At 45.6% G+C, this 22438-nt stretch carries 20 protein-coding genes; 6 read left to right on the top strand and 14 right to left on the bottom strand.

Annotated features, from left to right (window positions below; all coding sequences use genetic code 11):
* Positions 1–46 precede the first annotated feature (46 nt).
* Positions 47–1678, bottom strand: coding sequence for a CTP synthase (locus tag ACXAD8_RS05010; protein WP_475225659.1), 1632 nt, complete (start codon positions 1676–1678; stop codon positions 47–49).
* A 238-nt stretch (positions 1679–1916) separates the two neighbouring features.
* Here ACXAD8_RS05010 and ACXAD8_RS05005 point away from each other — a divergent pair, with 238 nt between their 5' ends.
* Entirely contained in the window at positions 1917–2324 is a 408-nt protein-coding gene (locus ACXAD8_RS05005; RefSeq protein WP_475225657.1) for a response regulator, read from the top strand.
* A gap of 10 nt (positions 2325–2334) precedes the next feature.
* Here the strand turns inward: ACXAD8_RS05005 and mutS are convergent, their stop codons facing one another.
* Complete coding sequence (gene mutS, locus ACXAD8_RS05000) at positions 2335–4911, bottom strand: DNA mismatch repair protein MutS (protein ID WP_475225654.1); 2577 nt, start codon at positions 4909–4911, stop codon at positions 2335–2337.
* A 35-nt stretch (positions 4912–4946) separates the two neighbouring features.
* Here mutS and ACXAD8_RS04995 point away from each other — a divergent pair, with 35 nt between their 5' ends.
* The 3 genes from ACXAD8_RS04995 to tmk all read left to right on the top strand — a co-directional run bounded on the left by ACXAD8_RS04995 (position 4947) and on the right by tmk (position 7756).
* Positions 4947–5432: a CinA family protein gene (locus ACXAD8_RS04995; RefSeq protein ID WP_475232877.1), complete on the top strand. Its 486-nt coding sequence runs from the start codon at positions 4947–4949 to the stop codon at positions 5430–5432.
* A 358-nt stretch (positions 5433–5790) separates the two neighbouring features.
* The gene (recA, locus tag ACXAD8_RS04990) at positions 5791–6825 is read left to right on the top strand and encodes a recombinase RecA (protein ID WP_475225652.1); all 1035 of its coding nucleotides are present in this window, start codon (positions 5791–5793) and stop codon (positions 6823–6825) included.
* A 265-nt stretch (positions 6826–7090) separates the two neighbouring features.
* Positions 7091–7756: a dTMP kinase gene (gene tmk, locus ACXAD8_RS04985; RefSeq protein WP_475225649.1), complete on the top strand. Its 666-nt coding sequence runs from the start codon at positions 7091–7093 to the stop codon at positions 7754–7756.
* Positions 7757–7831: 75 nt separating this feature from the next.
* On the opposite strand, the gene ACXAD8_RS04980 is transcribed toward tmk, so the two are convergent.
* Positions 7832–8173, bottom strand: coding sequence for a Fis family transcriptional regulator (locus ACXAD8_RS04980; protein WP_475225646.1), 342 nt, complete (start codon positions 8171–8173; stop codon positions 7832–7834).
* Between the two features lie 246 nt (positions 8174–8419).
* Between ACXAD8_RS04980 and ACXAD8_RS04975 the strand changes: the two genes are divergently transcribed.
* Entirely contained in the window at positions 8420–9043 is a 624-nt protein-coding gene (locus ACXAD8_RS04975) for a thiol:disulfide interchange protein DsbA/DsbL (RefSeq protein ID WP_475225643.1), read from the top strand.
* Here ACXAD8_RS04975 and ACXAD8_RS04970 read toward each other — a convergent pair.
* The 11 genes from ACXAD8_RS04970 to ACXAD8_RS04920 all read right to left on the bottom strand — a co-directional run bounded on the left by ACXAD8_RS04970 (position 8985) and on the right by ACXAD8_RS04920 (position 20038).
* A complete protein-coding gene (locus ACXAD8_RS04970; protein ID WP_475232875.1) occupies positions 8985–9218 on the bottom strand; it encodes a gamma-glutamylcyclotransferase family protein in 234 nt (77 codons plus the stop codon). The two genes, ACXAD8_RS04975 and ACXAD8_RS04970, sit on opposite strands and share 59 nt — an antisense overlap.
* A gap of 81 nt (positions 9219–9299) precedes the next feature.
* Positions 9300–9686, bottom strand: a complete 387-nt coding sequence (locus ACXAD8_RS04965; protein ID WP_475225640.1) for a cupin domain-containing protein — start codon at positions 9684–9686, stop codon at positions 9300–9302.
* A gap of 39 nt (positions 9687–9725) precedes the next feature.
* A complete protein-coding gene (locus tag ACXAD8_RS04960) occupies positions 9726–10067 on the bottom strand; it encodes a gamma-glutamylcyclotransferase family protein (protein ID WP_475225637.1) in 342 nt (113 codons plus the stop codon).
* A 75-nt stretch (positions 10068–10142) separates the two neighbouring features.
* On the bottom strand, positions 10143–11015 hold the full coding sequence (locus ACXAD8_RS04955; RefSeq protein ID WP_475225634.1) for a hypothetical protein: 873 nt from the start codon (positions 11013–11015) through the stop codon (positions 10143–10145).
* Positions 11016–11198: 183 nt separating this feature from the next.
* Positions 11199–12317, bottom strand: a complete 1119-nt coding sequence (locus ACXAD8_RS04950) for a pyridoxal-phosphate-dependent aminotransferase family protein (protein ID WP_475225631.1) — start codon at positions 12315–12317, stop codon at positions 11199–11201.
* A gap of 331 nt (positions 12318–12648) precedes the next feature.
* Entirely contained in the window at positions 12649–13833 is a 1185-nt protein-coding gene (gene prpF / locus ACXAD8_RS04945) for a 2-methylaconitate cis-trans isomerase PrpF (RefSeq protein WP_475225628.1), read from the bottom strand.
* 54 nt (positions 13834–13887) lie between these two features.
* Complete coding sequence (gene acnD, locus ACXAD8_RS04940) at positions 13888–16482, bottom strand: Fe/S-dependent 2-methylisocitrate dehydratase AcnD (RefSeq protein WP_475225626.1); 2595 nt, start codon at positions 16480–16482, stop codon at positions 13888–13890.
* Between the two features lie 68 nt (positions 16483–16550).
* Entirely contained in the window at positions 16551–17672 is a 1122-nt protein-coding gene (gene prpC / locus ACXAD8_RS04935) for a bifunctional 2-methylcitrate synthase/citrate synthase (RefSeq protein WP_475225624.1), read from the bottom strand.
* 97 nt (positions 17673–17769) lie between these two features.
* Positions 17770–18648 carry a methylisocitrate lyase gene (prpB, locus tag ACXAD8_RS04930; protein WP_475225621.1) on the bottom strand — a complete coding sequence of 293 codons (879 nt, stop codon included), beginning with the start codon at positions 18646–18648 and terminating at the stop codon, positions 17770–17772.
* Positions 18645–19328 (bottom strand): GntR family transcriptional regulator, encoded by a 684-nt coding sequence (locus ACXAD8_RS04925; RefSeq protein WP_475225619.1) that lies wholly within the window; start codon positions 19326–19328, stop codon positions 18645–18647. The genes prpB and ACXAD8_RS04925 overlap by 4 nt, the downstream gene beginning before the upstream one ends.
* A gap of 176 nt (positions 19329–19504) precedes the next feature.
* Positions 19505–20038: a DUF2062 domain-containing protein gene (locus ACXAD8_RS04920; protein WP_475225617.1), complete on the bottom strand. Its 534-nt coding sequence runs from the start codon at positions 20036–20038 to the stop codon at positions 19505–19507.
* A 56-nt stretch (positions 20039–20094) separates the two neighbouring features.
* On the opposite strand from ACXAD8_RS04920, the gene ACXAD8_RS04915 reads away from it, so the two are divergent.
* Positions 20095–22380: a DNA internalization-related competence protein ComEC/Rec2 gene (locus ACXAD8_RS04915; RefSeq protein WP_475225614.1), complete on the top strand. Its 2286-nt coding sequence runs from the start codon at positions 20095–20097 to the stop codon at positions 22378–22380.
* Positions 22381–22438 lie beyond the last annotated feature (58 nt).

The raw sequence follows: 22438 nt of genomic DNA, 5'->3' as shown, positions 1-22438 counted from the left end.
TATCGCTATGAAATATGGCTGCGCTTTGCGTTAAATCTGTTACAGATTAATTATTGTCTTTGTTGTATTTTCCCGCTGCTGCGACAAATCCTTCGAATAGCGGGTGTCCATCCCTTGGTGTAGAGTTGAATTCAGGGTGAAATTGTCCTGCCACAAACCAGGGGTGATCATCATTTTCAATGATTTCCACCAGGCGTTTGTCGGTAGACAATCCTGTCACTTTCAGACCAGCTGCTTTTATTTGTGGTAATAAATTATTATTCACTTCGTAGCGATGTCTGTGACGCTCGAAGATTGTATCTGAACCATATAGATCATGTACTTTGCTACCTGGTTCCAGGTGGCAAAGTTGGCTACCTAAACGCATAGTACCACCCAGGTCGGATTCTTCAGATCTTACCTCAGTGCTGCCAGCTGAATCTTGCCACTCTGTAATCAAGCCCACCACCGGGAAGGGCGTTTCTGGATCGAACTCGGTGCTGTTGGCATTTTCCATGCCTGCAACATTACGGGCGTATTCAATTAATGCTACCTGCATACCCAAACAGATGCCCAGGTATGGTACTTTGTTTTCACGTGCGTATTGTGCAGTGCGAATTTTGCCTTCGATGCCTCGCTCGCCAAAGCCTCCGGGGACCAATATGGCATCCAGGCCAGCAAGTACGGCTTCCCCTTTGGTTTCCACATCCTGAGAGTCAATATATTTGATACTAACATTCAGGCGGTTTTTAAGGCCTGCGTGTTTTAGTGCTTCGTTAACTGATTTGTAGGCATCTGGCAGCTCGACATATTTACCCACCATACCAATGACAACCTCGCCAGTGGGGTTGGATTCGGCATAAAGTACTTGCTCCCATTCACTTAAATCTGCTTCCGGGCATTCAATACCGAAGCGATTGACCACGATATCATCCATGTTTTGTGCTTTTAACATGGCCGGGATTTTGTAAATGCTGTCTGCGTCCCGTAAGGAAATAACCGCTTTTTCATTGACGTTAGTGAATAAGGCTATTTTGGAGCGTTCATTGCTTGGAAGTGGAACTTCCGAGCGACAAACCAGTAAATCAGGCTGAATACCCACCGAGCGCAATTCTTTTACAGAATGTTGCGTAGGTTTGGTTTTGATTTCGCCGGACGCTTTCATGTAGGGGATTAGGGTCAGGTGCATGTAAAGCGCACGCTCGCGACCAATTTCCGTGCCTAGCTGACGAATTGCTTCAATGAAAGGTTGTGATTCGATATCACCGACAGTACCGCCGATTTCAACAATTGCAATATCAGCGCCTTCAGCACCTTCTACGACACGTCGCTTGATTTCATTGGTGATATGAGGAATAACCTGGATAGTGGCACCCAGGAAGTCACCACGGCGCTCTCGCTTGAGAACTTCTTCGTAAACTTTTCCAGTGGTGAAGTTATTGCGCTTGGTCATACGGGTGCGAATGAAACGCTCGTAGTGACCCAGATCCAGGTCAGTTTCAGCGCCATCGTCAGTAACAAAAACCTCACCGTGCTGAATTGGACTCATGGTGCCCGGATCGACATTAATGTAGGGATCCAGTTTCAGCATGGTCACTTTCAGGCCCCGTGCCTCTAATATCGCCGCCAGAGATGCAGCAGCAATGCCTTTACCAAGTGATGATACAACACCACCAGTTACAAAAATATAATTCGTCATGTAAAACCTAAAGGATACAATTGAGCGCCAAGAGGTGGCTCAAAGAGACTGTCAGATGGCGCTACAGTATACGGAAATGCGGCTTTGCAAACAATGAGTTAAGCGCAATCTTTTTGGAGAATTTACGCGTTTGCGTAAATATTATCCCCTGTAAAGATGAATTTTGTGAAAAGCAGATTTATTGCTTATCTTTAAACACAGTTAGAGGAGTAACCAGTACCGATGAAAGTGAGGATACGTGGCTAAGGAGCAAATAAATTTTAATACTGAAATTTTGATTGTGGATGATGATGAGCAAATCCGCAGCTTCATTCGGATAATATTAATGAAACTTGGGTTTTCTCAGGTTCAGACATCCAGCAGTTGCCATGATGCAATCGACAGGCTGCGCGTTAATAACTATGGCTTGGTGTTTTTAGATATCAATATGCCAGGCGCTGATGGCATGACATTACTGCGCTTGATGCGGGAGAAGTACCCTAAAATTAATGTAGTTATGTGTTCAGGAGACAGTACCGCGCAGAATGTAAAAGAGGCTATTGCTGGCGGTGCCGTCAGTTTCTTAGCAAAGCCTGTATTGGCAAAGAATCTGATGAATCTGTTTGATAAGTTGGAAGTACCCTACAAAAACTTATTATCTCATTAAAACGACTCCCTCAGGAGTCGTCTAGAGATTTAAGTTTATACAGAATGTCCAGTGCTTCCCTTGGCGTTAAATCGTCGGGATTAGTGCTCTGAAGCATGGTTAAAGCGGGGTTGGTACTGGTGAGAAAGTCGCTTTGAACAGGCAGCGGCTGAGCTGCACCGTCATGGGCAGTGCTTTCCAGTGTTTGCAGTTTTTGTTTTGCCCTGCGAATAACTGAATTGGGCACGCCAGCCAGCTCTGCCACTTGCAAGCCGTAACTCTTATTAGCTGCGCCTTCTTGTACGGCGTGCATAAAACGAATACCGCCATCGTATTCCACAGCATCTAAATGGACATTGACGATCCCTGGTGTATCCTCTGCCAGTTGCGTTAATTCAAAGTAATGAGTGGCAAATAAACAGTAGCTGTTTAGTTTGCTAGCCAACCATTCTGCTGTTGCCCAGGCTAGAGATAAACCGTCGTAAGTGCTGGTACCCCGACCAATTTCGTCCATCAATACTAAACTGTGTTGAGTGGCGTTATTGAGTATGTTGGCAGTTTCTGTCATTTCCACCATGAACGTGGAGCGGCCCGAAGCCAGATCGTCTGAGGCGCCAATACGGGTGAATATGCGATCGATAATACCTATGCGTGCTTGTTCAGCTGGAACGAAGCAGCCAATATGCGCCATTAATACAATTAGCGCGGTTTGTCTCATGTAAGTCGATTTACCGCCCATGTTGGGGCCAGTAACAATCAGCATTTTACGAGCATCGGTGATGGCTATCGGGTTTGCAATAAAGGGACTGGATACCATGGTTTCTACAACCGGGTGTCGACCGTGATGGAAGTGTATTTCGTTGTCATCGGTCATTTCCGGTTGATGATAACTCAAAACCTCAGCTCGCTCTGCGAAATTCACTAATACATCTAACTGTGCAATGGACTCTGCGGTATCTTGCAGAGCTGCCAGATTTGGGATAACCCGATCGAAGAGCTGGTCATATAGTTGTTTTTCCAAAGCCAATGCAAGGGCCTGACTGGAAAGCACTTTATCTTCATATTCCTTTAACTCAGGAATAATATAACGCTCGTAGTTTTTGAGGGTTTGTCGACGTACATATTCAGGTGGCACTAAATGAGATTGACCTTTACTGACTTCAATGTAATAGCCATGCACTTTATTGAAGGCCACTTTCAGGTTGCTGATCCCGGTGTCTTCCTGCTCGCGCTTTTCAATCTTTTCCAGTACGTCCGTTGCGCCTGTCATTAGAGCGCGATATTCATCTAGCTGACTGTTATAACCAGGTTTAATTACGCCACCATCTCGAATTAACATGGGGGGCATGTCTACAATGGCATCATCCAGTTGTTGGTGTAATTCGGAAAAAAGTCCGATGTTGTCTTTTAACAGTAGCGCTTCTGGATTGCCCAGCTCTTCCAGAAAAATATGTATCTCTGGAAGTTGCTGCAAGGCCTGTATTAATCGGGAAAAGTCTCTCGGTCGCGCGCTTCTTAGCGCCATTCTGGACAGTATTCGTTCCAGATCGCCCACCAGTTTCAGGTTTTCCTGAACCTGTACAAAATCAACTCGCTGAATTTGTTCAACCAGGCTATGTCGTGCGCGAATAGCGTTGCGACAGCGCAATGGCTCATGTAGCCAGCGTCGTAGCAAACGGCTTCCCATCGGTGTTTTGGTCTGGTTCAGCACAGAAAATAAGGTGTTTTGCTCACCACCGGACAGGTTCTTAGTAAGTTCAAGGTTACGGATGGTGGTAGCATCCAACTGTAACAGATGGTCATCTTCTGGCTTTTTCAAAGCCCGAATATGGGGCAGGGCACTGCGTTGTGTATCTTTGACATATTGCAAAATGGCGCCTGCCGCTGCTAGTGCCATTTGCGATCTATCTTGCTCAATACCAAACCCCGATAATTCACGGGTGCCAAACTGTTCGTTGAGCAGTTTAACCGCCGTTGCCGGGTCAAATTCCCATTCAGGTCTGCGTCGCAACCCGGCATTTTGATCAAACAACCAGGTATATGGGAAGTCATCAGGATATAGAATCTCAGCAGGGCGAGCTTTTTCCAGTTCGGCTTCAAGTGCTTCGGTGCTTTGCAACTGGCGGATCACAAAGCGGCCACTACTTACGTCTAAAGTCGCGAAACCTATCTCCTGTTTGTGGTGAGAAACTGCTGCTAACAGATTTTCGGCACTGTTTTCTAACAGGGCTTCATCTGTTACTGTGCCAGGTGTAATGATTCGGGTGACTTTACGCTCAACGGGGCCTTTGCTGGTTGCCGGATCGCCAACCTGTTCACAGATGGCAACCGATTCCCCCAGTTTTACCAATTTGGCGAGATAGCCTTCAACAGCATGGTAGGGAACACCTGCCATGGGGATGGCATTGCCGCCTGATTTGCCTCTGGCTGTCAGGGAAATATCCAGTAGTTGTGCGGCACGTTTAGCGTCATCCCAGAATAATTCATAAAAATCGCCCATGCGATAAAACAACAGGATTTCTTTATGTTCGACTTTGATGCGTAAATACTGCTGCATCATAGGGGTATGGTTTGCCAGTGCGGCTTCACTATAATCAGGTGACGACATATTTATTTTTTACTTATTTTTGAGAAGTTTCGATGATTTCAGATCAGATTTTGACACTTTCCGCTCAACTTGGTGAGCTACTCACAGACAAAAACTGGCAGATTACCTGTGCCGAGTCCTGTACCGGAGGAGGCATAGGATACGCCATTACCAGTGCCCCTGGAAGTTCAAATTGGTTTCAACGAGGATTCATCACCTATAGCAATGAGGCTAAATCCGATCTTGTCGCCGTCGACCCCGAAATCATTAATAAGCACGGGGCGGTTTCACAAGCGGTTGTAGAGCAAATGTCCCTCGGTGCCTTGAAAATGGCAAAGGCCGATGTGGCGGTGGCAGTGAGCGGTGTCGCCGGGCCGGGTGGGGGAACTGCAGACAAACCCGTGGGTCTGGTGTGGTTTGGTTTTGTTATTGGCGAGCAGCAATTTGCATTTTCTAAAATATTTACAGGCGACCGAGCCAAGGTTCGGGAACAAACCGTAGAAGTGGCAATGCAAACATTGATCAAAAAGTTGGCATTATAAGATTTATCCTACTTTTATTGTGCAGGAGAGGTATTTGGATTGTTGCTCGAAATACATGTAAAATGTCGCCGACTTCAGGTCGGCGACATCTTGAAAATTAAAAAACTCTCAATTTTTTAAGCACTTATAAAATACTTTAAAAAAAACATTGTAACTGTATGGTTGTACAGTATACTTGTGCTCAAGTACTGGTTGAAAATACAGTTGTTTGGGTTGAAAGCAATACCCGTCTACTAACTTCAATCAATATTTACCCATAGCTAACGAAAAAATTACGCTCTGCCTGAAAATCAGTAGGGGCGACCATAATCACAATCTCTCAGGTTACATGAGAGTATTTTAGAAACAGGGGTTCACAATGGACGACAATAAATCACGCGCACTATCAGCAGCACTTGGACAAATTGAAAAGCAATTCGGTAAGGGCACCATTATGCGCCTTGGCGACAACCTGGCGATGGATATTGAGTCTATTTCCACTGGCTCATTGTCGATTGATATTGCATTGGGGATAGGCGGATTGCCTTGTGGTCGAGTGGTGGAAATCTATGGTCCGGAATCATCCGGTAAAACCACGCTGACGCTACAGGTTATTGCTGAAGCGCAGAAGAAAGGTAAAACCTGTGCATTCGTGGATGCGGAGCACGCACTAGATCCAGTTTATGCCGCAAAGCTGGGTGTAAACGTTGAAGAGTTATTAGTGTCGCAGCCAGACACAGGTGAGCAAGCGTTGGAAATTTGTGACATGTTGGTCCGCTCAGGAGCCGTAGATGTGGTTATTGTGGACTCTGTAGCCGCTCTGACACCGAAAGCTGAAATTGAAGGTGAGATGGGTGACTCTCACGTCGGTTTGCAGGCGCGTTTGATGTCTCAGGCACTGCGTAAATTGACTGCTAATATCAAAAAATCTAACACCTTGTGTATCTTCATCAACCAGATCCGTATGAAGATTGGTGTGATGTTTGGTAACCCAGAGACGACAACCGGTGGTAATGCACTGAAGTTCTATGCTTCTGTTCGTCTGGATATTCGTCGCATCGGTTCAGTAAAAGTTGGTGACGAAGTAGTGGGTAACGAAACCCGCGTCAAGGTAGTAAAGAATAAAGTAGCTCCGCCGTTCAAACAGTGTGAATTCCAGATTATGTATGGCGAAGGTATCAGTAAAGAAGCTGAATTGATTGACCTTGGTGTACAGCAAAAGATGGTAGAAAAAGCGGGTTCCTGGTACAGCTACAATGGCAATCGTATCGGACAGGGTAAGGCCAATGTAGTGCAGTTCCTGAAAGACAATGTGGAAATTGCTAATGAACTCGAAACTCGTCTTCGCGAAGAACTGTTACTAAAGAAAACTGGTAAGGCCGAGGATGCGAAAGAGGAAGCTCCAGAGCTTTAAATCAGATTACCGCTGTAATTTTGTTTAGCTAAAAGAATTGCAGCAGTTCAAGAACACTTTTTAGTGTCTCCGTAATACAACCCCTCGTTAGCGCAAGGGTATTTGTCGGGGCGGTTACTCAGGTAACTGCCCCTTTTTTATTGGCTTAACTCTTCTAATTAACACTGACAGATTTCGTCGTTAGTGGCATTATTACGCCTCGAATTTTTTCAGGCGGCTACACGCCTGGATAAACCAAATAAATATTGCAATACAGGTCTGAACCATGACGGGAAAACTAATAACCATAGAAGGCATTGATGGCAGTGGTAAGGGTACACAAAGCCAACTGTTGTTAGAACAGCTTAAACAAGCAGGGAAAAAAGTAAAAATGTACAGTTTTCCGGCTTATGAGCAGACTTTTTTTGGACGAGAAGTGGGCGCTTTTCTGCGTGGTGAATTCGGCTCCATTGACCAGGTGCATCCGAAGCTAGCCTCAGTGTTGTTTGCCAGTGACCGATTGGAGCAGAAGCCTGATTTGTTGGCTGATCTCAATGCGGGATATTATGTGGTTTGTGACCGTTACGTGGAATCCAATATGGGCCATCAGGCGGCTAAGTTTCCAGAGCAAGAACGCGTAGCTTTTATTGACTGGTTGGAAGAGTTGGAATATCAAGTCAATGGCTTGCCAAAACCCGATATTACTTTTTTCCTCGATGTGCCACTGTCGGTATCAAAAGAGTTGGTACTTAAGAAAAAGCAACGCAGTTACACCGATGAAAAAGAAGATATACATGAAGCCGCCCACGGCTATCTGGAAAAGGTTTATCAGGTGTACCAATATCTAAATCAAAAAAATCAATGGTGCCGTATTCCCTGTGTGGATGACGATACAATAAGATCTATTGAAGCCATTAACAATGAATTGTTGCAAAGAGTTCTGGCGCTGTAGTTTAGCTTGCAAGGGCCCTTTACTGGATTAATTGGGCTCGTTATTCATTCTTCACTAACGCCATGTGAAGAGCTTTTAACCCAGCCTTTTCGCCCAATTGCCATTGTGCTGCAATGTGCAGTTTTCTTCTGTATCAAACAGAATTTGGTTTCTGACTGATTTTAAGGAAATGTTTAATTTCTGAAGTTCAGAGATGATAAGCGACTGGATATAATCATTTCTGACTGACAATAAGTAGTTATCCAGGTTGTTATTGGTATCGAAAACACAGATCACTTTGAGGCTTTGCGGAAAGTTATTGTAATTCACAAGGTGGGTAAGCCATTGAAACCCTTCAAGGTCTTTCAACGCTGCTTCGCATACTTCCGTTAATCCTGAACGAATTTGATTGTCTAGTTTTTTATCTGATTTACGCATGACTTAAGGACAAGAGTGTGAACTTCCGAAGTTTTGTGGAATACAGGTGAATATGATATTGCAAATGGTATCACTTAAATAAATCTGTTCCTTTGTTTCTCCCGCAATATTTTGATACAGAATCAGAAGACACTTTTATCTGGTTAACTTGTTAGTATGTCAGCAAACTAAATGGCAATCCTACTTAGTGGTCACAGGCTTTACTAGTTTGGTCTGTAGGACAACAATAAAAATCAAGAGCACCCTATGAAAACCAAAGTATTTCTTTTGCTTGTAACTTTGTTTACAACACACCTTTTTGCCGCTGAATTTGAAGAAGGCACTCATTACACTGTACTGGAAACACCGTTATCCGACAAAAAAGGGGTGACTGAGTTTTTCTCTTTTTATTGTCCACATTGCTTTAGCCAGGAAGCTTTTATGAGAGACCTGGATGCATCTTTGCCTGACGGTATCAAACTGCAGAAGAACCATGTAGATATGATGCCGGGAAGAGATATCGCTATTGAACAGGCATTAACTAAAGCCCTAATCGTTGCTGAGTTATTAAAAGTTAAAGAGCCAGTGGTAGACGCTGTTTTTAGAAAGATTCATGTAGAAAAAGGCGACTTCTCGTCGATAGATGACATCAAGGCGGTGTTTGTTAGCCATGGTGTAGAGGGGGATAAATTTGATAAGGCCATGAAGAGCTTTTCCGTTGTGCCAAAAGCGAAAAAAATGGCCAAGAAAACCACTGAGTTGAGAAAGCAGGGCATTGGTACTGTGCCTACTTTGATTGTAAATGGTAAATATTATGCTAATACCCGCAGTATTAAGTCTTTCGATGAATACAAGGAACTGGTGTTGTTTTTAGTGGGGCTTCCGCTTTAATCGCAGAACAATACAAGTCTGGGTGTAGTGAATACACCCACGCTGTAACGGATTCACCATTGTCTAAGTCTACCTTTACTTGTATCCGGCTATAAGCCTCACCTTCAAATTCATCCAGCTCTGGCCAATGCTCGGCTAGAGCGTTTTGATCTCTGCGGTAAAACTTTGCAAACAGGCGCAGCCCGAAGGGAGCTTGACATAAGCGCGTTACTCGTACGCACTTTTGAGGAATGCGGCAGCAATTTCTGCAAACGCATCAGAACACTTTATTTTCAGTACCTTCACCCGGAGTAATAAAGAGTAACTGAGACTTTTGGACTGTTTTAGCGGTATGCCATACCCCACGAGGCACAATAACAAAGTCTCCGGAGTGACGTAAAGTAACGGCCCGGTCACCGATATTCTCCTTTAATATCATAGTTATTTCGCCTGACATCAATACCACAATTTCGTCGCCTTTTGGGTGGATTTCCCAACTGGGCCAGTCACTTTCAAATGAGTGCATTGCAATCAGGCTATGACCCTTAAACTGTTGGTATTGATTATCCAACCGTTCGTACAACCCTGCATCGGCAATTTCAATAGTTGCTTCCTGATGAGAATTCAGGACGACAAAGTTTTCAGTCAGATTGGTGATTTTCATTGGGAGTCAGTAATAGTTTAGTCAGGGATGAATTATAGCTTATAGCTGAATTTCCGGGTTTAAACTGTATACCCAGGCTGATACTGTTTCCCCGTTCTCCAACAACGCTGAAGTCGTAATTCTTTTGTATGCTTCACCTTCAAAGTCATCCAGCTCTGGCCAATGCTCGGCCAGTCTCTCAGAACTAAATACATAGCCCGGGACTTTGTCCCCATTAGCTTCGATTTTGATGGCTGGATAGCCCATTGTGGCTCCCCAACCTTGTTCGTGCAGGGTACCGCGCACAGTCGCTTTGGTAAAACAGCCACCGATGTTTTCCAGCAAGTGGGCGTTAGGGCGGCCCGGGCAAAGGGTTCCATAAACAAAGAGTTTTTCTGTCATAGTTCAACTTCATGAGTGATATTAAGCAATAGTGCTCATACTAAACCTACAACGCTGCTTAGCAACACTAAAAATTCATCGGCAGCCAGCTGGAATGTCTTCTGGTAGCCTCTCAACACAGACCAGTTTCATGGTTTTACTCTCAGCCTGATACTGAGTGAGGTTGATGGTCTCTTTTAAGCCCTCATCGGTGCTAAAAAACACTTTATGATCCAGCATAATGTCATTTAGCAATGTGACGCTGCATTGCAGCGGATCTTCGTGTTTTTTTAGCGTTGGTAAGAATGCCGTGCTTCCGTCAGTATTTAGCAGACCGATTCCTGACGCACCTTCCGCTCCGGCACGCCAGGGAAAGTTGGGACACTCTGTATTGATAGGGATTGACGTGACTCCTTGTTCCGCGCAGGAAAGAACTTCATCTTCTGACCAGTTGAAATCCACCTGTACATGTTCAAGGTAGGTGGGCATTAAAATACGATAATCAAAGTTCACAATTTGGGCTGGTTTCGTCCCAGTAAAGGTGAAATTGTCGGGCGTAACTAAGCCGATAAAGGGTTGCGCGTCTTTTTTCGCAGTGGCATTTTCAATTTGCTTTGTAGTGCGCCAGGCAGGGGGAGAGGCAATGTAGTATTTACTGACAACGTACTCTTTACCGGATTCAGACATCCTTGAACCATAGGGTATAGCACCCAATATCTGGTTTTGGGTATCCCAATATACTTGGGTCTCAACAACTGTATTGTTACAGCCGTAAAGAGAAACAGGTTGAGGAACATCATCAATAGTCGGTGAGCGGCCTGCGTTAACATTTAATATGCCACTTTGGGGTGACTCAATAATCTGAGCCTGGGTTTGGGCTGAGTGCCAAATCAGGCATGCCGTCAGAGCAAAGGTAAATAGTGTTTTGGTCTGATTCGCTACTGAGCGCAGTATGGACTTGAATTTCATTTCTTGGTATTCCATCTGAATGTTGGGTTTATTGAATTGTTACAACAAGATTGTATTGCAGCCAATAACACGGGATTACAGTATAGGAACAGAAATGGTAACAATCACATTAAGGGGAGATTTTTCTAAGGCAATAAAAAAGGGGCTGCATCAATTTGAATTCACCCCTTGGTGGGAACTGTTTTAATTTAAGGCTTGTTTTAAAGCTGCTAAACAAAGTTGTACGTTTTCGCTTCTGGCAGCGTAACCCATTAAACCGATACGCCATGCGTTACCAGCAAAGGCTCCCAGGCCTGCGCCAATTTCCAGATTAAATTCTTCTAACAGGTATTTTCGAACCTGTGCATCATCCACTCCTTGGGGAATTCGCACCGTGTTTAGCTGGGGTAGTCGCTCTTCCTTGGGTACCACAAACTCCAGTCCTAAATCCAATAATCCGGCTTTCAATACTTCGTGTTGGTCAGCGTGGCGTTGCCAGGCAGAGTCCAGCGTTTCCTGTTGTAACAGTAATAGCGACTCATGTAAGGCATAAATCGAATTTACCGGGGCTGTATGGTGGTAGCTGCGTTTACCTTCACCAGACCAGTAGCCCATCACCAGAGTTTGATCCAGGAACCAGCTTTGTACGGGAGATTTACGGTTTTTGATCTTAGTTACTGCTTTTTCGCTTAAGCTTACCGGTGAAATTCCAGGTACACAGGACAGGCACTTTTGGCTGCCTGAATAAATTGCGTCTATACCCCAGTCATCCACTCTCAGTTCAACACCGCCCAATGAAGTAACAGCATCCACAATGCTTAAACAGTCATATTTTTGAGCCAGTTGGCACAGAGTTTTGGCATCAGATAACGCACCGGTTGAGGTTTCGGCATGAACAAATGCCAGAAACTTTGCATCGGCATGACTTTTTAAACAGTCTTCCACAGCTTGAGGATCTACTGCTCGGCCCCATTCCTGTTCAACGGTAATGGCTTCACCTCCACAGCGGATGACATTTTCTTTCATTCGCTGACCAAAGACGCCATTAATGCAAACAATGACTTTATCACCTGGCTCCACTAAATTTACGAAGCAGGTTTCCATACCGGCAGAGCCCGGTGCTGATACCGCAATGGTAAATTCGTTCTGGGTCTGAAAAGCGTATTGTAACAGGGATTTGGTTTCTTCCATTAAACCGATAAAAAGCGGATCAAGATGTCCAATGGTCGGTTTAGCCAATGCCGCCAAAACCTGAGGGCTGACATCAGAAGGGCCGGGACCCATTAAGGTTCTGCGCGGAGGATAAAAATGTGAAATTGCCATAGGGTAATGCACTCCTTAATTCTTATAGCCCCAGCCTAACACGAAGCCATCAAAACACCTGTTTAATTTGCTAATACAGGCTATTCACTAAATTTATGACGGGTTGTTTGTGTATTCTGCCTGGTGATAGGGCTTGCTGAATAGGTAGATCTGGCAGTATCAACGTCGAATATTTTAAGATACGACATGAGTTCTCGTGTCAAGGAACGTTGGGGGTTCAAAGGGGGCACTTTCTTCTTTAACCGGCGTCAGCACCCGACACAATTTTTATATTGGAAGCGGGCTAGACGCCTTCTTATATCAGTTTGAAGTTACTGTTTTAAAACGTAACTTACTCAGGCACGCGCACCCAGCCTTCCATTAACACTCTGGCACTACGGCTCATAATGGCCTTGTCGGCCAGCCATTTACCATTTGTATTAGTGGCTTTTGCTCCTACTTTTAGCGTCCCTGATGGATGCCCGAAGGTCACTTCTTCTCGCTCAAGGCCACCGGCAGCGTCATTCACCAGGGTTCCCTGAATTGCAGCTGCAGTGGCTATGGCAACCGCAGCAGTGCCCATCATGGCGTGATGTAGTTTGCCCATGGACAAGGCTCTGACGTTTAAGTCAATATCCTGTTTAGCTACTGCTTTGCCGCTGCTGGCAATGTAGTCTTTCGGTGGCGCTACAAAGGCGATTTTAGGCGTATGTTGTCTGGCTGCTGCTTCAGAGATATCAGTTATCAGGCCCATTTTTACTGCCCCGATAGCTCGCAAGGATTCAAAGCGCGCCAGAGCACTGGGATCTGAGTTGATATCATCCTGCAGCTCACAACCGCTGTAACCAATATCTTCTGCTCTGACAAACACTGTAGGTATGCCAGCATTGAACAAGGTAGCTTGTAACTTTCCGGAAGAAACCAGCTCAGTGGGAACAGTTAATTCGTCTACCAGGTTGCCGGTTGGAAACATGTCTCCATCAGCATCAGCAGGATCCAGAAATTCAACTTTTACTTCTGCCGCTGGGAAGGTCACACCGTCCAGTTCAAAATCACCGGTTTCCTGAACTTCACCATTTGTAATGGGTATGTGAGCGATAATGGTTTTCTGGATGTTCACCTGCCAGATGCGCACTACAGCAATACCATTTTCTGGTATACGGTCTTTGCTTACCAAATTGTTGTTAATTGCGAATGCGCCAACAGCGGCGGTTAGATTCCCGCAATTACCAGACCAGTCGATAAAAGGTTTATCAATGGCCACCTGGCCAAACAAATAATCTACATCGTGCTCTGGTTTTTCACTTTTGCTCAGAATAACGGTTTTGCTGGTGCTGGAAGTGGCACCGCCCATGCCATCTGTGTGTTTTGCATAAGGATCGGGGCTACCTATGACGCGCAATAACAGCTTGTCTCTGGCTTCTCCTGCCACCTGTGCGTATTCAGGCAGGTCCAATAAATTAAAGAACACACCTTTACTTGTCCCGCCACGCATGTAGGTCGCTGGAATTTTAATTTGGGGTTTAAATTGAGTCATAAAAAACCTTCAAAAGAAAAGCGACACAGAGTGCCGCTTTAATATTTTAATTTCTCAGGCTGCGCCTTCAGAGGCTAAAAAGTCTTTGGCGAAGCGCTGTAATACGCCACCTGCATCATAAATTGAGACTTCTTCTGCAGTATCCAGACGACAGGTTACAGGGACTTCAACTTTCACCCCATTGGCGCGATTAATTACCAGGGTGAGAGTTGCTCCAGGTGCTTTGTCGCCTTTGACGTCAAAGGTTTCGGTACCGTCAATACCCAGCGTAATGCGTGTCGTCCCTGGTTGGAATTCCAGTGGCAAAACACCCATACCAATCAGGTTAGTACGATGTATGCGCTCAAAGCCTTCTGCAACAATCACTTCAACGCCTGCCAGACGGACGCCTTTAGCCGCCCAATCTCGGGAAGAACCTTGGCCATAGTCAGCCCCAGCGATGATGATCAGCGGTTGTTTGCGTTCCATGTAGGTTTCGATTGCTTCCCACATGCGGGTAATTTTACCTTCTGGCTCTATCCTGGCGAGTGAACCCTGTTTGACCTTACCGTCTTCCACCACCATCTCGTTAAATAGTTTTGGATTGGCAAACGTGGCTCTTTGCGCGGTCAGGTGATCGCCTCGGTGAGTAGCATAAGAGTTAAAGTCTTCTTCGGGTAAGCCCATTTTGGCCAGATACTCACCGGCGGCACTATCCGCCATAATGGCGTTAGAAGGAGACAAGTGATCGGTAGTGATGTTATCGCCTAATACTGCCAATGGACGCATACCAGTCATAGTGCGCTCTCCTGCCAGTGCACCTTCCCAATAGGGCGGACGGCGGATATAGGTACTCTGAGGACGCCAGTTATAGAGCGGCTCAGTTTTCTCACCATAGTCGACACTCAGTTCAAACATGGGATCATAAACCTGACGGAAATGCTCAGGTTTAACGCTGGAAGCAACAATGGCGTCTATTTCTTCATCGCTTGGCCAAAGGTCTTTAAGCGTAACTGGATTACCTTGCTGATCATGCCCAAGCACATCCTTTTCGATATCGAAACGTATTGTTCCGGCAATGGCGTAGGCCACTACTAACGGTGGTGATGCCAGAAAGGCCTGCTTGGCGTAGGGGTGAATTCGACCATCAAAATTACGGTTACCTGACAAAACAGCCGTTGCATAAAGGTCACGATCGATAATTTCTTGCTGAATTTTTGGATCTAGCGCACCGCTCATGCCATTGCAAGTAGTACAGGCAAAAGCAACAACACCAAAGCCTAATTGCTCCAGTTCAGGCAATAAGTTGGCTTCTTCAAGGTACAGTTTTACCGCCTTAGATCCGGGTGCCAGTGAAGATTTAACCCAGGGTTTTCTCATCAGTCCTTTAGCATTGGCATTTCGTGCCAATAAGCCTGCAGCGATTACGTTGCGCGGATTACTGGTGTTGGTACAACTGGTAATTGCAGCAATGATCACCGCGCCATCAGGCATCTTATCCGTTTCATTTTCTACAACGCCGGCAATACCCTGGCTGGCAAGATCCGAAGTGGCTACACGACGATGCGGATTGGAAGGTCCTGCCATATTGCGTCCAACTGACGAAAGATCAAATTTAAGCACTCGCTCGTATTCAGCATTGACCATCTCATCGGCCCACAAACCGGTGGTTTTGGCATAGTTTTCAACCAGTTGCACCTGTTCGTCGTCGCGACCGGTTAGTTTTAAATAGTCGATGGTTTGCTGATCAATGTAAAACATTGCTGCTGTAGCGCCGTATTCCGGGGTCATATTGGAAATGGTCGCTCTATCGCCAAGGGTCAGGTGGCTTGCGCCTTCACCAAAGAATTCCAGATAAGCGGATACAACACGTTCTTTACGCAAAAATTCAGTCAGCGCGAGTACGATGTCAGTGGCTGTGATGCCCGGTTGCGGTTTGCCAGTGAGTTCAACACCTACAATGTCTGGTAAACGCATGTAAGAGGCACGGCCCAGCATCACATTTTCTGCTTCTAAACCACCTACACCAATGGCAATAACACCCAGTGCATCAACATGTGGGGTGTGACTATCGGTGCCTACTAATGTATCAGGAAACGCGACACCATCTCTGGCCTGAATAACCGGAGACATACGCTCAAGGTTAATCTGGTGCATGATACCGTTGCCAGGCGGGATAACATCCACGTTTTTGAAGGCAGTTTTGGTCCAGTTGATAAAGTGGAATCGGTCTTCGTTACGGCGCTCTTCGATTGCGCGGTTTTTTTCGAAGGCATCAGCTTCAAAACCAGCATGCTCAACTGCGAGTGAATGATCCACAATCAATTGCGTCGGCACTACCGGGTTTACTTTGGCCGGATCGCCACCTTGTTCAGCTATGGCGTCTCTCAGACCAGCTAAATCTACTAGTGCGGTTTGGCCTAAAATATCATGGCAAACAACGCGGGCCGGAAACCATGGAAAGTCCAGTTCGCGTTTACGTTCGATAATTTGTGTTAAAGAAGCCGTCAGGTTTTCTGGCGTACAGCGGCGCACCAGGTTTTCCGCCAGTACTTTGGAAGTGTAGGGGAGTTTGTCGTAGCTTCCGGCTTTAATGGATTCTACCGCGGCACGGGTATCAAAATAATCCAGTTTGCTGCCCGGAAGCGGTTTGCGGTAATCAAAGTTCATCTTCATTCTACCTAAATTGAGTTTGCGATAAGAGGCGTAAAGGGAGGCATGTCCTCCCGGAGCAAGACTTACCGTTCAGCAATTGGCGGAACCGGACGCAATTCTTCGCCAGTATATTCTGCAGAAGGACGAATAATTCGGTTATCCGCGCGCTGCTCCATAACGTGAGCAGCCCAGCCTGTCAGGCGAGACATCACGAAAATTGGGGTAAACAATTTAGTGGGAATACCCATGAAGTTGTAAGCAGATGCGTGGAAGAAATCGGCGTTACAAAATAGCTTTTTCTCGCGCCACATGACTTCTTCACAACGCACAGAAACCGGATACAAGACGTCGTCACCCACTTCTTTGGCTAATTTCTCAGACCATAATTTGATGATCTCGTTGCGAGGATCCGACTCTGAGTAAATGGCGTGACCAAATCCCATGATCTTTTCTTTGCGGGCTAATTTGCCCATCATTTCTTCTTCGGCATGGTCGGCAGAGTTAAAGCCTTCGATCATTTCCATCGCTGCTTCATTGGCACCACCGTGCAGAGGACCACGTAATGAGCCGATAGCGCCGGTCACACAAGAGTGCATATCAGACAGGGTAGATGCACAAACACGAGCGGTAAAAGTTGAAGCATTAAATTCGTGCTCTGCATATAGGATCAAAGAAACGTGCATAACCTGCTCGTGCAACTCTGCTGGTTTTTTACCGTGCAACATGTGCAGGAAGTGTGCACCGATAGAGTCATCATCAGTTTCCACGTCAATGCGTACGCCGTCGTGAGAAAAGCGATACCAGTAACACATGATGCTTGGGAAACAGGCTAACATCCGGTCTGTAACTTGCTGTTGCATGTCGAAGTTGGTTTCACCTTCCAGATTACCCAACATGGAGCAACCGGTGCGCAAAACATCCATCGGGTGAGCGTCAGCAGGAATGCGCTCCAATACTTCTTTTAGCGCCTGAGGCAGACCACGCATGGCTTTTAGTTTGGTTTTATATTCGCTTAACTCGCTTTGATTTGGCAGGTGACCTTTCAAAATCAGGTGAGCCACTTCTTCAAACTGGCATTGGTTCGCCAGGTCTTTTACATCGTAACCACGGTAGGTCAAACCCGAGCCGCTTTTACCTACGGTTGAAAGTGCGGTTTTACCTGCTACTTGTCCACGCAATCCAGCGCCACTTAGTACTTTTGCCATCGGAGGGTCTCCTTAAAATAGGGTATTGTAATTTTAGTCGTTAATTGGATTTATTGTCGGGCAATCGCCCGACATTTGATATGTTATTAAAACTGTTTTATTTGTTTTTGCCTTCAGCAAACAGGGCATCTAATTTTTGTTCGTACTCGTGGTAGCCCAGATAATCGTATAAATCCATACGGGTTTGCATTTGGTCGACGACGGCTTTCTGATCACCGTTTTGCAGAATCGAGGTGTACACTAATTCCGCTGCCTTGTTCATGGCGCGGAAGGCACTTAGCGGATACAACACCATATCGGCTCCCCATTCGCCCAACTGTTCCTTGTTCCACAGTTCGGTTTTTCCAAACTCGGTGATGTTCGCCAAAATAGGCACGTCCAACGCTTCAGCGAAGGCGCGATAGTGTTCTTCTGTTTGTACTGCTTCAGCGAAAATGCCATCTGCTCCGGCAGCAACATAGGCTTTAGCACGGGCAATTGCTGCTTCAAGGCCTTCCTGTGCAAATGCGTCGGTACGGGCCATGATGAAAAAGTCAGGATCTGTACGGGCATCAACTGCCGCTTTGATGCGATCTACCATTTCTGCCGTGCTGACAATTTCTTTATTGGGGCGGTGACCACAGCGTTTTTGCGCTACCTGATCTTCCATGTGTACAGCCGCTGCACCGGCTTTTTCCATATCTTTGATGGTTTTTGCAATATTAAATGCGCCACCCCAGCCAGTATCAATATCCACCAGAAGTGGTAAATCACAGGCTGCTGTTATGCGCTGAACATCAGCAATAACATCGTTTAATGAAGTCATACCCAAATCAGGTAGACCGTAAGAGGCGTTAGCGACACCGCCACCGGAAAGGTAAATGGCTTGGTGGCCGATCTTTTTGGCCATGATGGCACTGTAGGCATTAATCGTACCCACGATTTGCAAAGGCTTGTTCTCAGCCAGAGCTTGTCTGAATTTTTTTCCTGCACTCATGATTGGGCTCCTGTAGGGTTTAGGTTGGAAAGTTTTTTAGCAATATTTTGTCTTGAATAATCAATATGGCGGCGCATCAGAATCTCAGCTAATTCTTCGTCACGGTGACTGATGGCCTGAATAATGTGTTTGTGCTCGTCATACGCAGTGGTTACACGTGGGCCTGCCATGCCCAGTTGTACCCGGTACATTCTGACCAGGTGATAAATACCGTTGCTGAGCAGGCTGATAAGCTGCTTGTTTTTACTACCAATAATAATGCGGTAGTGAAAATCCAGATCACCGGCTTCCTGATAATAACGTTCGCCGGTTTTTACTTTATCGAAATGACTCTTCAAAAGTTCATTCAGGCTGACAATCTCTTCATCTGTCATATTGCGCGCAGCTAATCTTGCAGCCATGCCTTCCAGAGATTCCCGGATTTGATAGAGTTCCGATAAACCTTCAGAAGACAGGGTAACTACCTTAGCGCCGACATTGGCTTTACGCTCGATAAGGTGATTGGCTTCCAGACGATTAATGGCTTCTCTGATCACAGCACGGCTGACACTGTATCTTGTCGACAATTCAGTTTCACTGAGCTTTGAGCCTGCTGCGATAACACCTTCTACAATATCGTTGCGAATACTTAAAAAGGTCTTGTCTGCCGTAGTAACCGGCGCTGAAGAAGATGTAAACATGTGAAACGTGCAAGCGTCAGATGAACAATGTCGACAATTTTAGGGTAATTTGGTTAATAGTCAAATCGAATTGGCTTTCATTGTCGACAATGTGTGGGTTTTAAGCGTGACAGAAAGATTCTGAATGTGGTTCAGTTACTGAGTGGAGTTTTGTAAAACGTGGTTCAATTGCGGTGTCAGGAGGCCGCTTGCTTTTGACGACGGGCTAATTGACGTTGTTGCCAGGCCTTTTTAACTGAAAAGCGCCAGACGTAGTTAAGTCCAAAGTAACCAATAAGTCCAAACACGACAGCACAAACTAAGCAACCTAATAAAAACGCCGGGCCGATGGTTTCCATACTGTTCACTACCCATTCCCAACTGGGTTCAAACTCAAATTTGCTAGCCGGTGTCCCAATAATAAAAGTCCCAACTTTGTAAGCCCCGTAAAATATAGGAGGCATAGTGAATGGATTGGTTATCCAGACGGTGGCAACTGATACCGGCAGATTAACTCTTAAGGGAATAGATAAAGCAGCTGCCAGCCACATTTGAAAGGGTACCGGCCAAAAGGCGAAAAACAGACCAATCCCGAAAGCGCCACAGGCGGATTTGCGATTTAAATGCCATAGATTTGCATCGTGCAACAGCTTGCCAAACACTTTCAGAGCCTTTTGCTCTTTGATGGATTGGTGATCGGGTAAAAATCGTCTGATTAACTTTTTTGGCATATATGTTACGACTTATGCAGTGGGATGCTGCTACACAATGAGAATTATACAATACTATGGACAGGTTTCTTTTCTCTTTTATTACTGCCAGTGTTTCTGCATTACTTTGGCCCACACTATTGCCTTTGTGGACCACAGTACTGTTGCTGATACTGGGGTTGGTATTATTGAGAAAATCCGCGCTCTTGTCCGGTTGCTGTTTCGGTATTTTCTGGATGCTGAGTTTAGGCCATTGGGTAAACTCTGCGCAACCCAAACCGGCACTATTTTTACAACCCGTTACTGTAATCGGTGAGATTGGGTCAGTTTTAGTGGCGCAGGAAAAGCTAAAATTCGATCTGCATATCAGCCATATTAATTTTTCTGACAATCCCGAAGAATCACAAATTGAGCCATTTCACTCTAAAGCTCGTCTCAGCTGGTTACAACCATCGATGATTTTAAAGGATGGGCAACAAGTACAATTGCAAGTGAAACTAAAACCTCGATGGGGCTTGAGCAATGAAGCGGGGTTCAACTATCAAACCTGGTTGTTTGCCGAAAACATAGCGGTCACAGGGTATGTAAAAAATTCAGACCACAACAAAGTATTGCGCGGGCAATCCTCTATAAGACAAAGTATCGCCGACAAGCTGGTAGAATTTAGTAAACCAGAAGTGCGTTGGCTGTTAGCTTTAGCCATCGGTTATCGAGGCTTATTGGAGCCCGGTGATTGGGAGTTGTTACAACAAACCGGTACCGCCCACCTGGTGGCCATTTCAGGCATGCACCTGGGGATGATTGCATTGTGGAGCTATCTGTTCAGCTGTTTATTGTGTTTGCTTTGGAATGCTACATTTGCTCGTTTTTTTCTTACTAATTTGCGGGTTGTTGGGCTCACTGCCAGCCTGATCTTCAGTTTTTTTTATTTGTCGCTTGCTGATTTTGCTGTACCAACCATGAGGGCCTGGCTAATGTTACTGTTGGCTTGGGGGCTGGTAATTAGCGGTAGTCACTGGCAAACCAGGCGATTTATTTTGTTCAGTCTGGCAATGTTTATTCTGTTGTTTCCTGGAAGCCTTTTTAGTCTGAGTTTCTGGCTGAGCTTTTCCGCCATAATGGTACTCTGGTTTTTGTTTTGGCGTTATCCCTTAAACAATCAAGGGTTTAAGGCAAAGTTCATTTACTTTGTCAAATTACAGTTAGGGATTAGTGTCCTGATGCTGCCGGGGTTGTTGTGGCAATTCAATGGTTTAAGTACTATTGCGCCGCTTATAAATTTGATTGCCATTCCATTTGTCACTTTTGTTTTGCTGCCTGCCAGTTTATTGACCACTGTCGCAACGTTTTTAGGCCTGCCTTTTGCGTCTGAATTACTCTCTTTTACTTTGGAAATGTTTGCCAGCAGTGAATTCTTGCTCAGAGGCATCGCTGGCTTCTCAACGGCCTGGGTCGACTTGCATCTGGTATCCGGAGTTTCTGCGGCGTTCCTGTTGTTATTTATTCTGGCATTGATGATACCTGAAGGCATCCTTCCTAAGCCCCTGTATTTGCTTTTTATTTTGCCATTTTGCACTGAGTTTAAAAAAGCCAAACCTGACTATTGGCAGGCTGATGTGCTTGATGTTGGTAATGGCTTGGCGGTATTGCTGCGGAGCAATGACAGGGCTGTTTTATACGATACCGCGGCCAGTTATCCGGATGGATTCACCATGGCCGATGCCGTTATCCTTCCGGTATTGAGAAAGGCAAAAATCCACCGAATTGATAAATTGATTATCAGCCATGCTGACAATGACCATATTGGCGGTTTGGAGGCAATCTTAAATGATTTGCAAGTCTCCGAGCTTTCTGTGGCCAAAGGAGATTGTCAACGGGGGATGTTATGGCACTGGCAAGGCATTAAGTTTGAAGTGTTATGGCCCGATTATAATTATCCGGCTTTGTTAGTCGAAGATAATAATCAGTCTTGCGTAATTATGCTGGATGATGGACGGCATCGACTGCTATTGCCCGGAGATATCGAAGCTAAAGTAGAAGTGTTACTGGCCGAGTGGCATAAAAATGGTGAAATTGATTTACGTGCAGACGTACTCGTGGCTCCACATCACGGCAGCAAATCTTCTTCATCTGGTGCTTTTGTTTTGGCCGTTTCGCCCCAATATGTAGTGTCATCTACTGGCTATATGAATCGCTGGGGAATGCCTGCCGAAGTAGTAACGAAGCGCTACCAAAAGGTATCTGCCCGTCATTACAATACAGCAGAGTCGGGACAAATCTCTGTGCGCTTCCACAAAGAGGAAGTACTTCAGGTATTATCCTGGCGCAATGACATACAGCCCAGGTGGTATTTACGCGATTGAACCTATAATTGCTGTAATTTGATTGTCGAACGGCTAAACTAAGGACTGTTATCCGTAC

It is taken from the genome of Planctobacterium sp. AWH2_060, from assembly GCF_056158425.1.
The sequence above is the reverse complement of the archived record's forward strand: the minus strand, read 5'-3'. Positions and strand labels throughout refer to the sequence as shown.

Bases quoted from the DNA above. Each gene is read 5' to 3' on its own strand.
- ACXAD8_RS05010 (WP_475225659.1), bottom strand. From the start codon at position 1,678: ATGACGAATTATATTTTTGTAACTGGTGGTGTTGTATCATCACTTGGT.
- mutS (WP_475225654.1), bottom strand. From the start codon at position 4,911: ATGTCGTCACCTGATTATAGTGAAGCCGCACTGGCAAACCATACCCCT.
- recA (WP_475225652.1), top strand. From the start codon at position 5,791: ATGGACGACAATAAATCACGCGCACTATCAGCAGCACTTGGACAAATT.
- tmk (WP_475225649.1), top strand. From the start codon at position 7,091: ATGACGGGAAAACTAATAACCATAGAAGGCATTGATGGCAGTGGTAAG.
- ACXAD8_RS04980 (WP_475225646.1), bottom strand. From the start codon at position 8,173: ATGCGTAAATCAGATAAAAAACTAGACAATCAAATTCGTTCAGGATTA.
- ACXAD8_RS04975 (WP_475225643.1), top strand. From the start codon at position 8,420: ATGAAAACCAAAGTATTTCTTTTGCTTGTAACTTTGTTTACAACACAC.
- ACXAD8_RS04965 (WP_475225640.1), bottom strand. From the start codon at position 9,686: ATGAAAATCACCAATCTGACTGAAAACTTTGTCGTCCTGAATTCTCAT.
- ACXAD8_RS04960 (WP_475225637.1), bottom strand. From the start codon at position 10,067: ATGACAGAAAAACTCTTTGTTTATGGAACCCTTTGCCCGGGCCGCCCT.
- ACXAD8_RS04955 (WP_475225634.1), bottom strand. From the start codon at position 11,015: ATGAAATTCAAGTCCATACTGCGCTCAGTAGCGAATCAGACCAAAACA.
- ACXAD8_RS04950 (WP_475225631.1), bottom strand. From the start codon at position 12,317: ATGGCAATTTCACATTTTTATCCTCCGCGCAGAACCTTAATGGGTCCC.
- prpF (WP_475225628.1), bottom strand. From the start codon at position 13,833: ATGACTCAATTTAAACCCCAAATTAAAATTCCAGCGACCTACATGCGT.
- acnD (WP_475225626.1), bottom strand. From the start codon at position 16,482: ATGAACTTTGATTACCGCAAACCGCTTCCGGGCAGCAAACTGGATTAT.
- prpC (WP_475225624.1), bottom strand. From the start codon at position 17,672: ATGGCAAAAGTACTAAGTGGCGCTGGATTGCGTGGACAAGTAGCAGGT.
- prpB (WP_475225621.1), bottom strand. From the start codon at position 18,648: ATGAGTGCAGGAAAAAAATTCAGACAAGCTCTGGCTGAGAACAAGCCT.
- ACXAD8_RS04925 (WP_475225619.1), bottom strand. From the start codon at position 19,328: ATGTTTACATCTTCTTCAGCGCCGGTTACTACGGCAGACAAGACCTTT.
- ACXAD8_RS04920 (WP_475225617.1), bottom strand. From the start codon at position 20,038: ATGCCAAAAAAGTTAATCAGACGATTTTTACCCGATCACCAATCCATC.
- ACXAD8_RS04915 (WP_475225614.1), top strand. From the start codon at position 20,095: ATGGACAGGTTTCTTTTCTCTTTTATTACTGCCAGTGTTTCTGCATTA.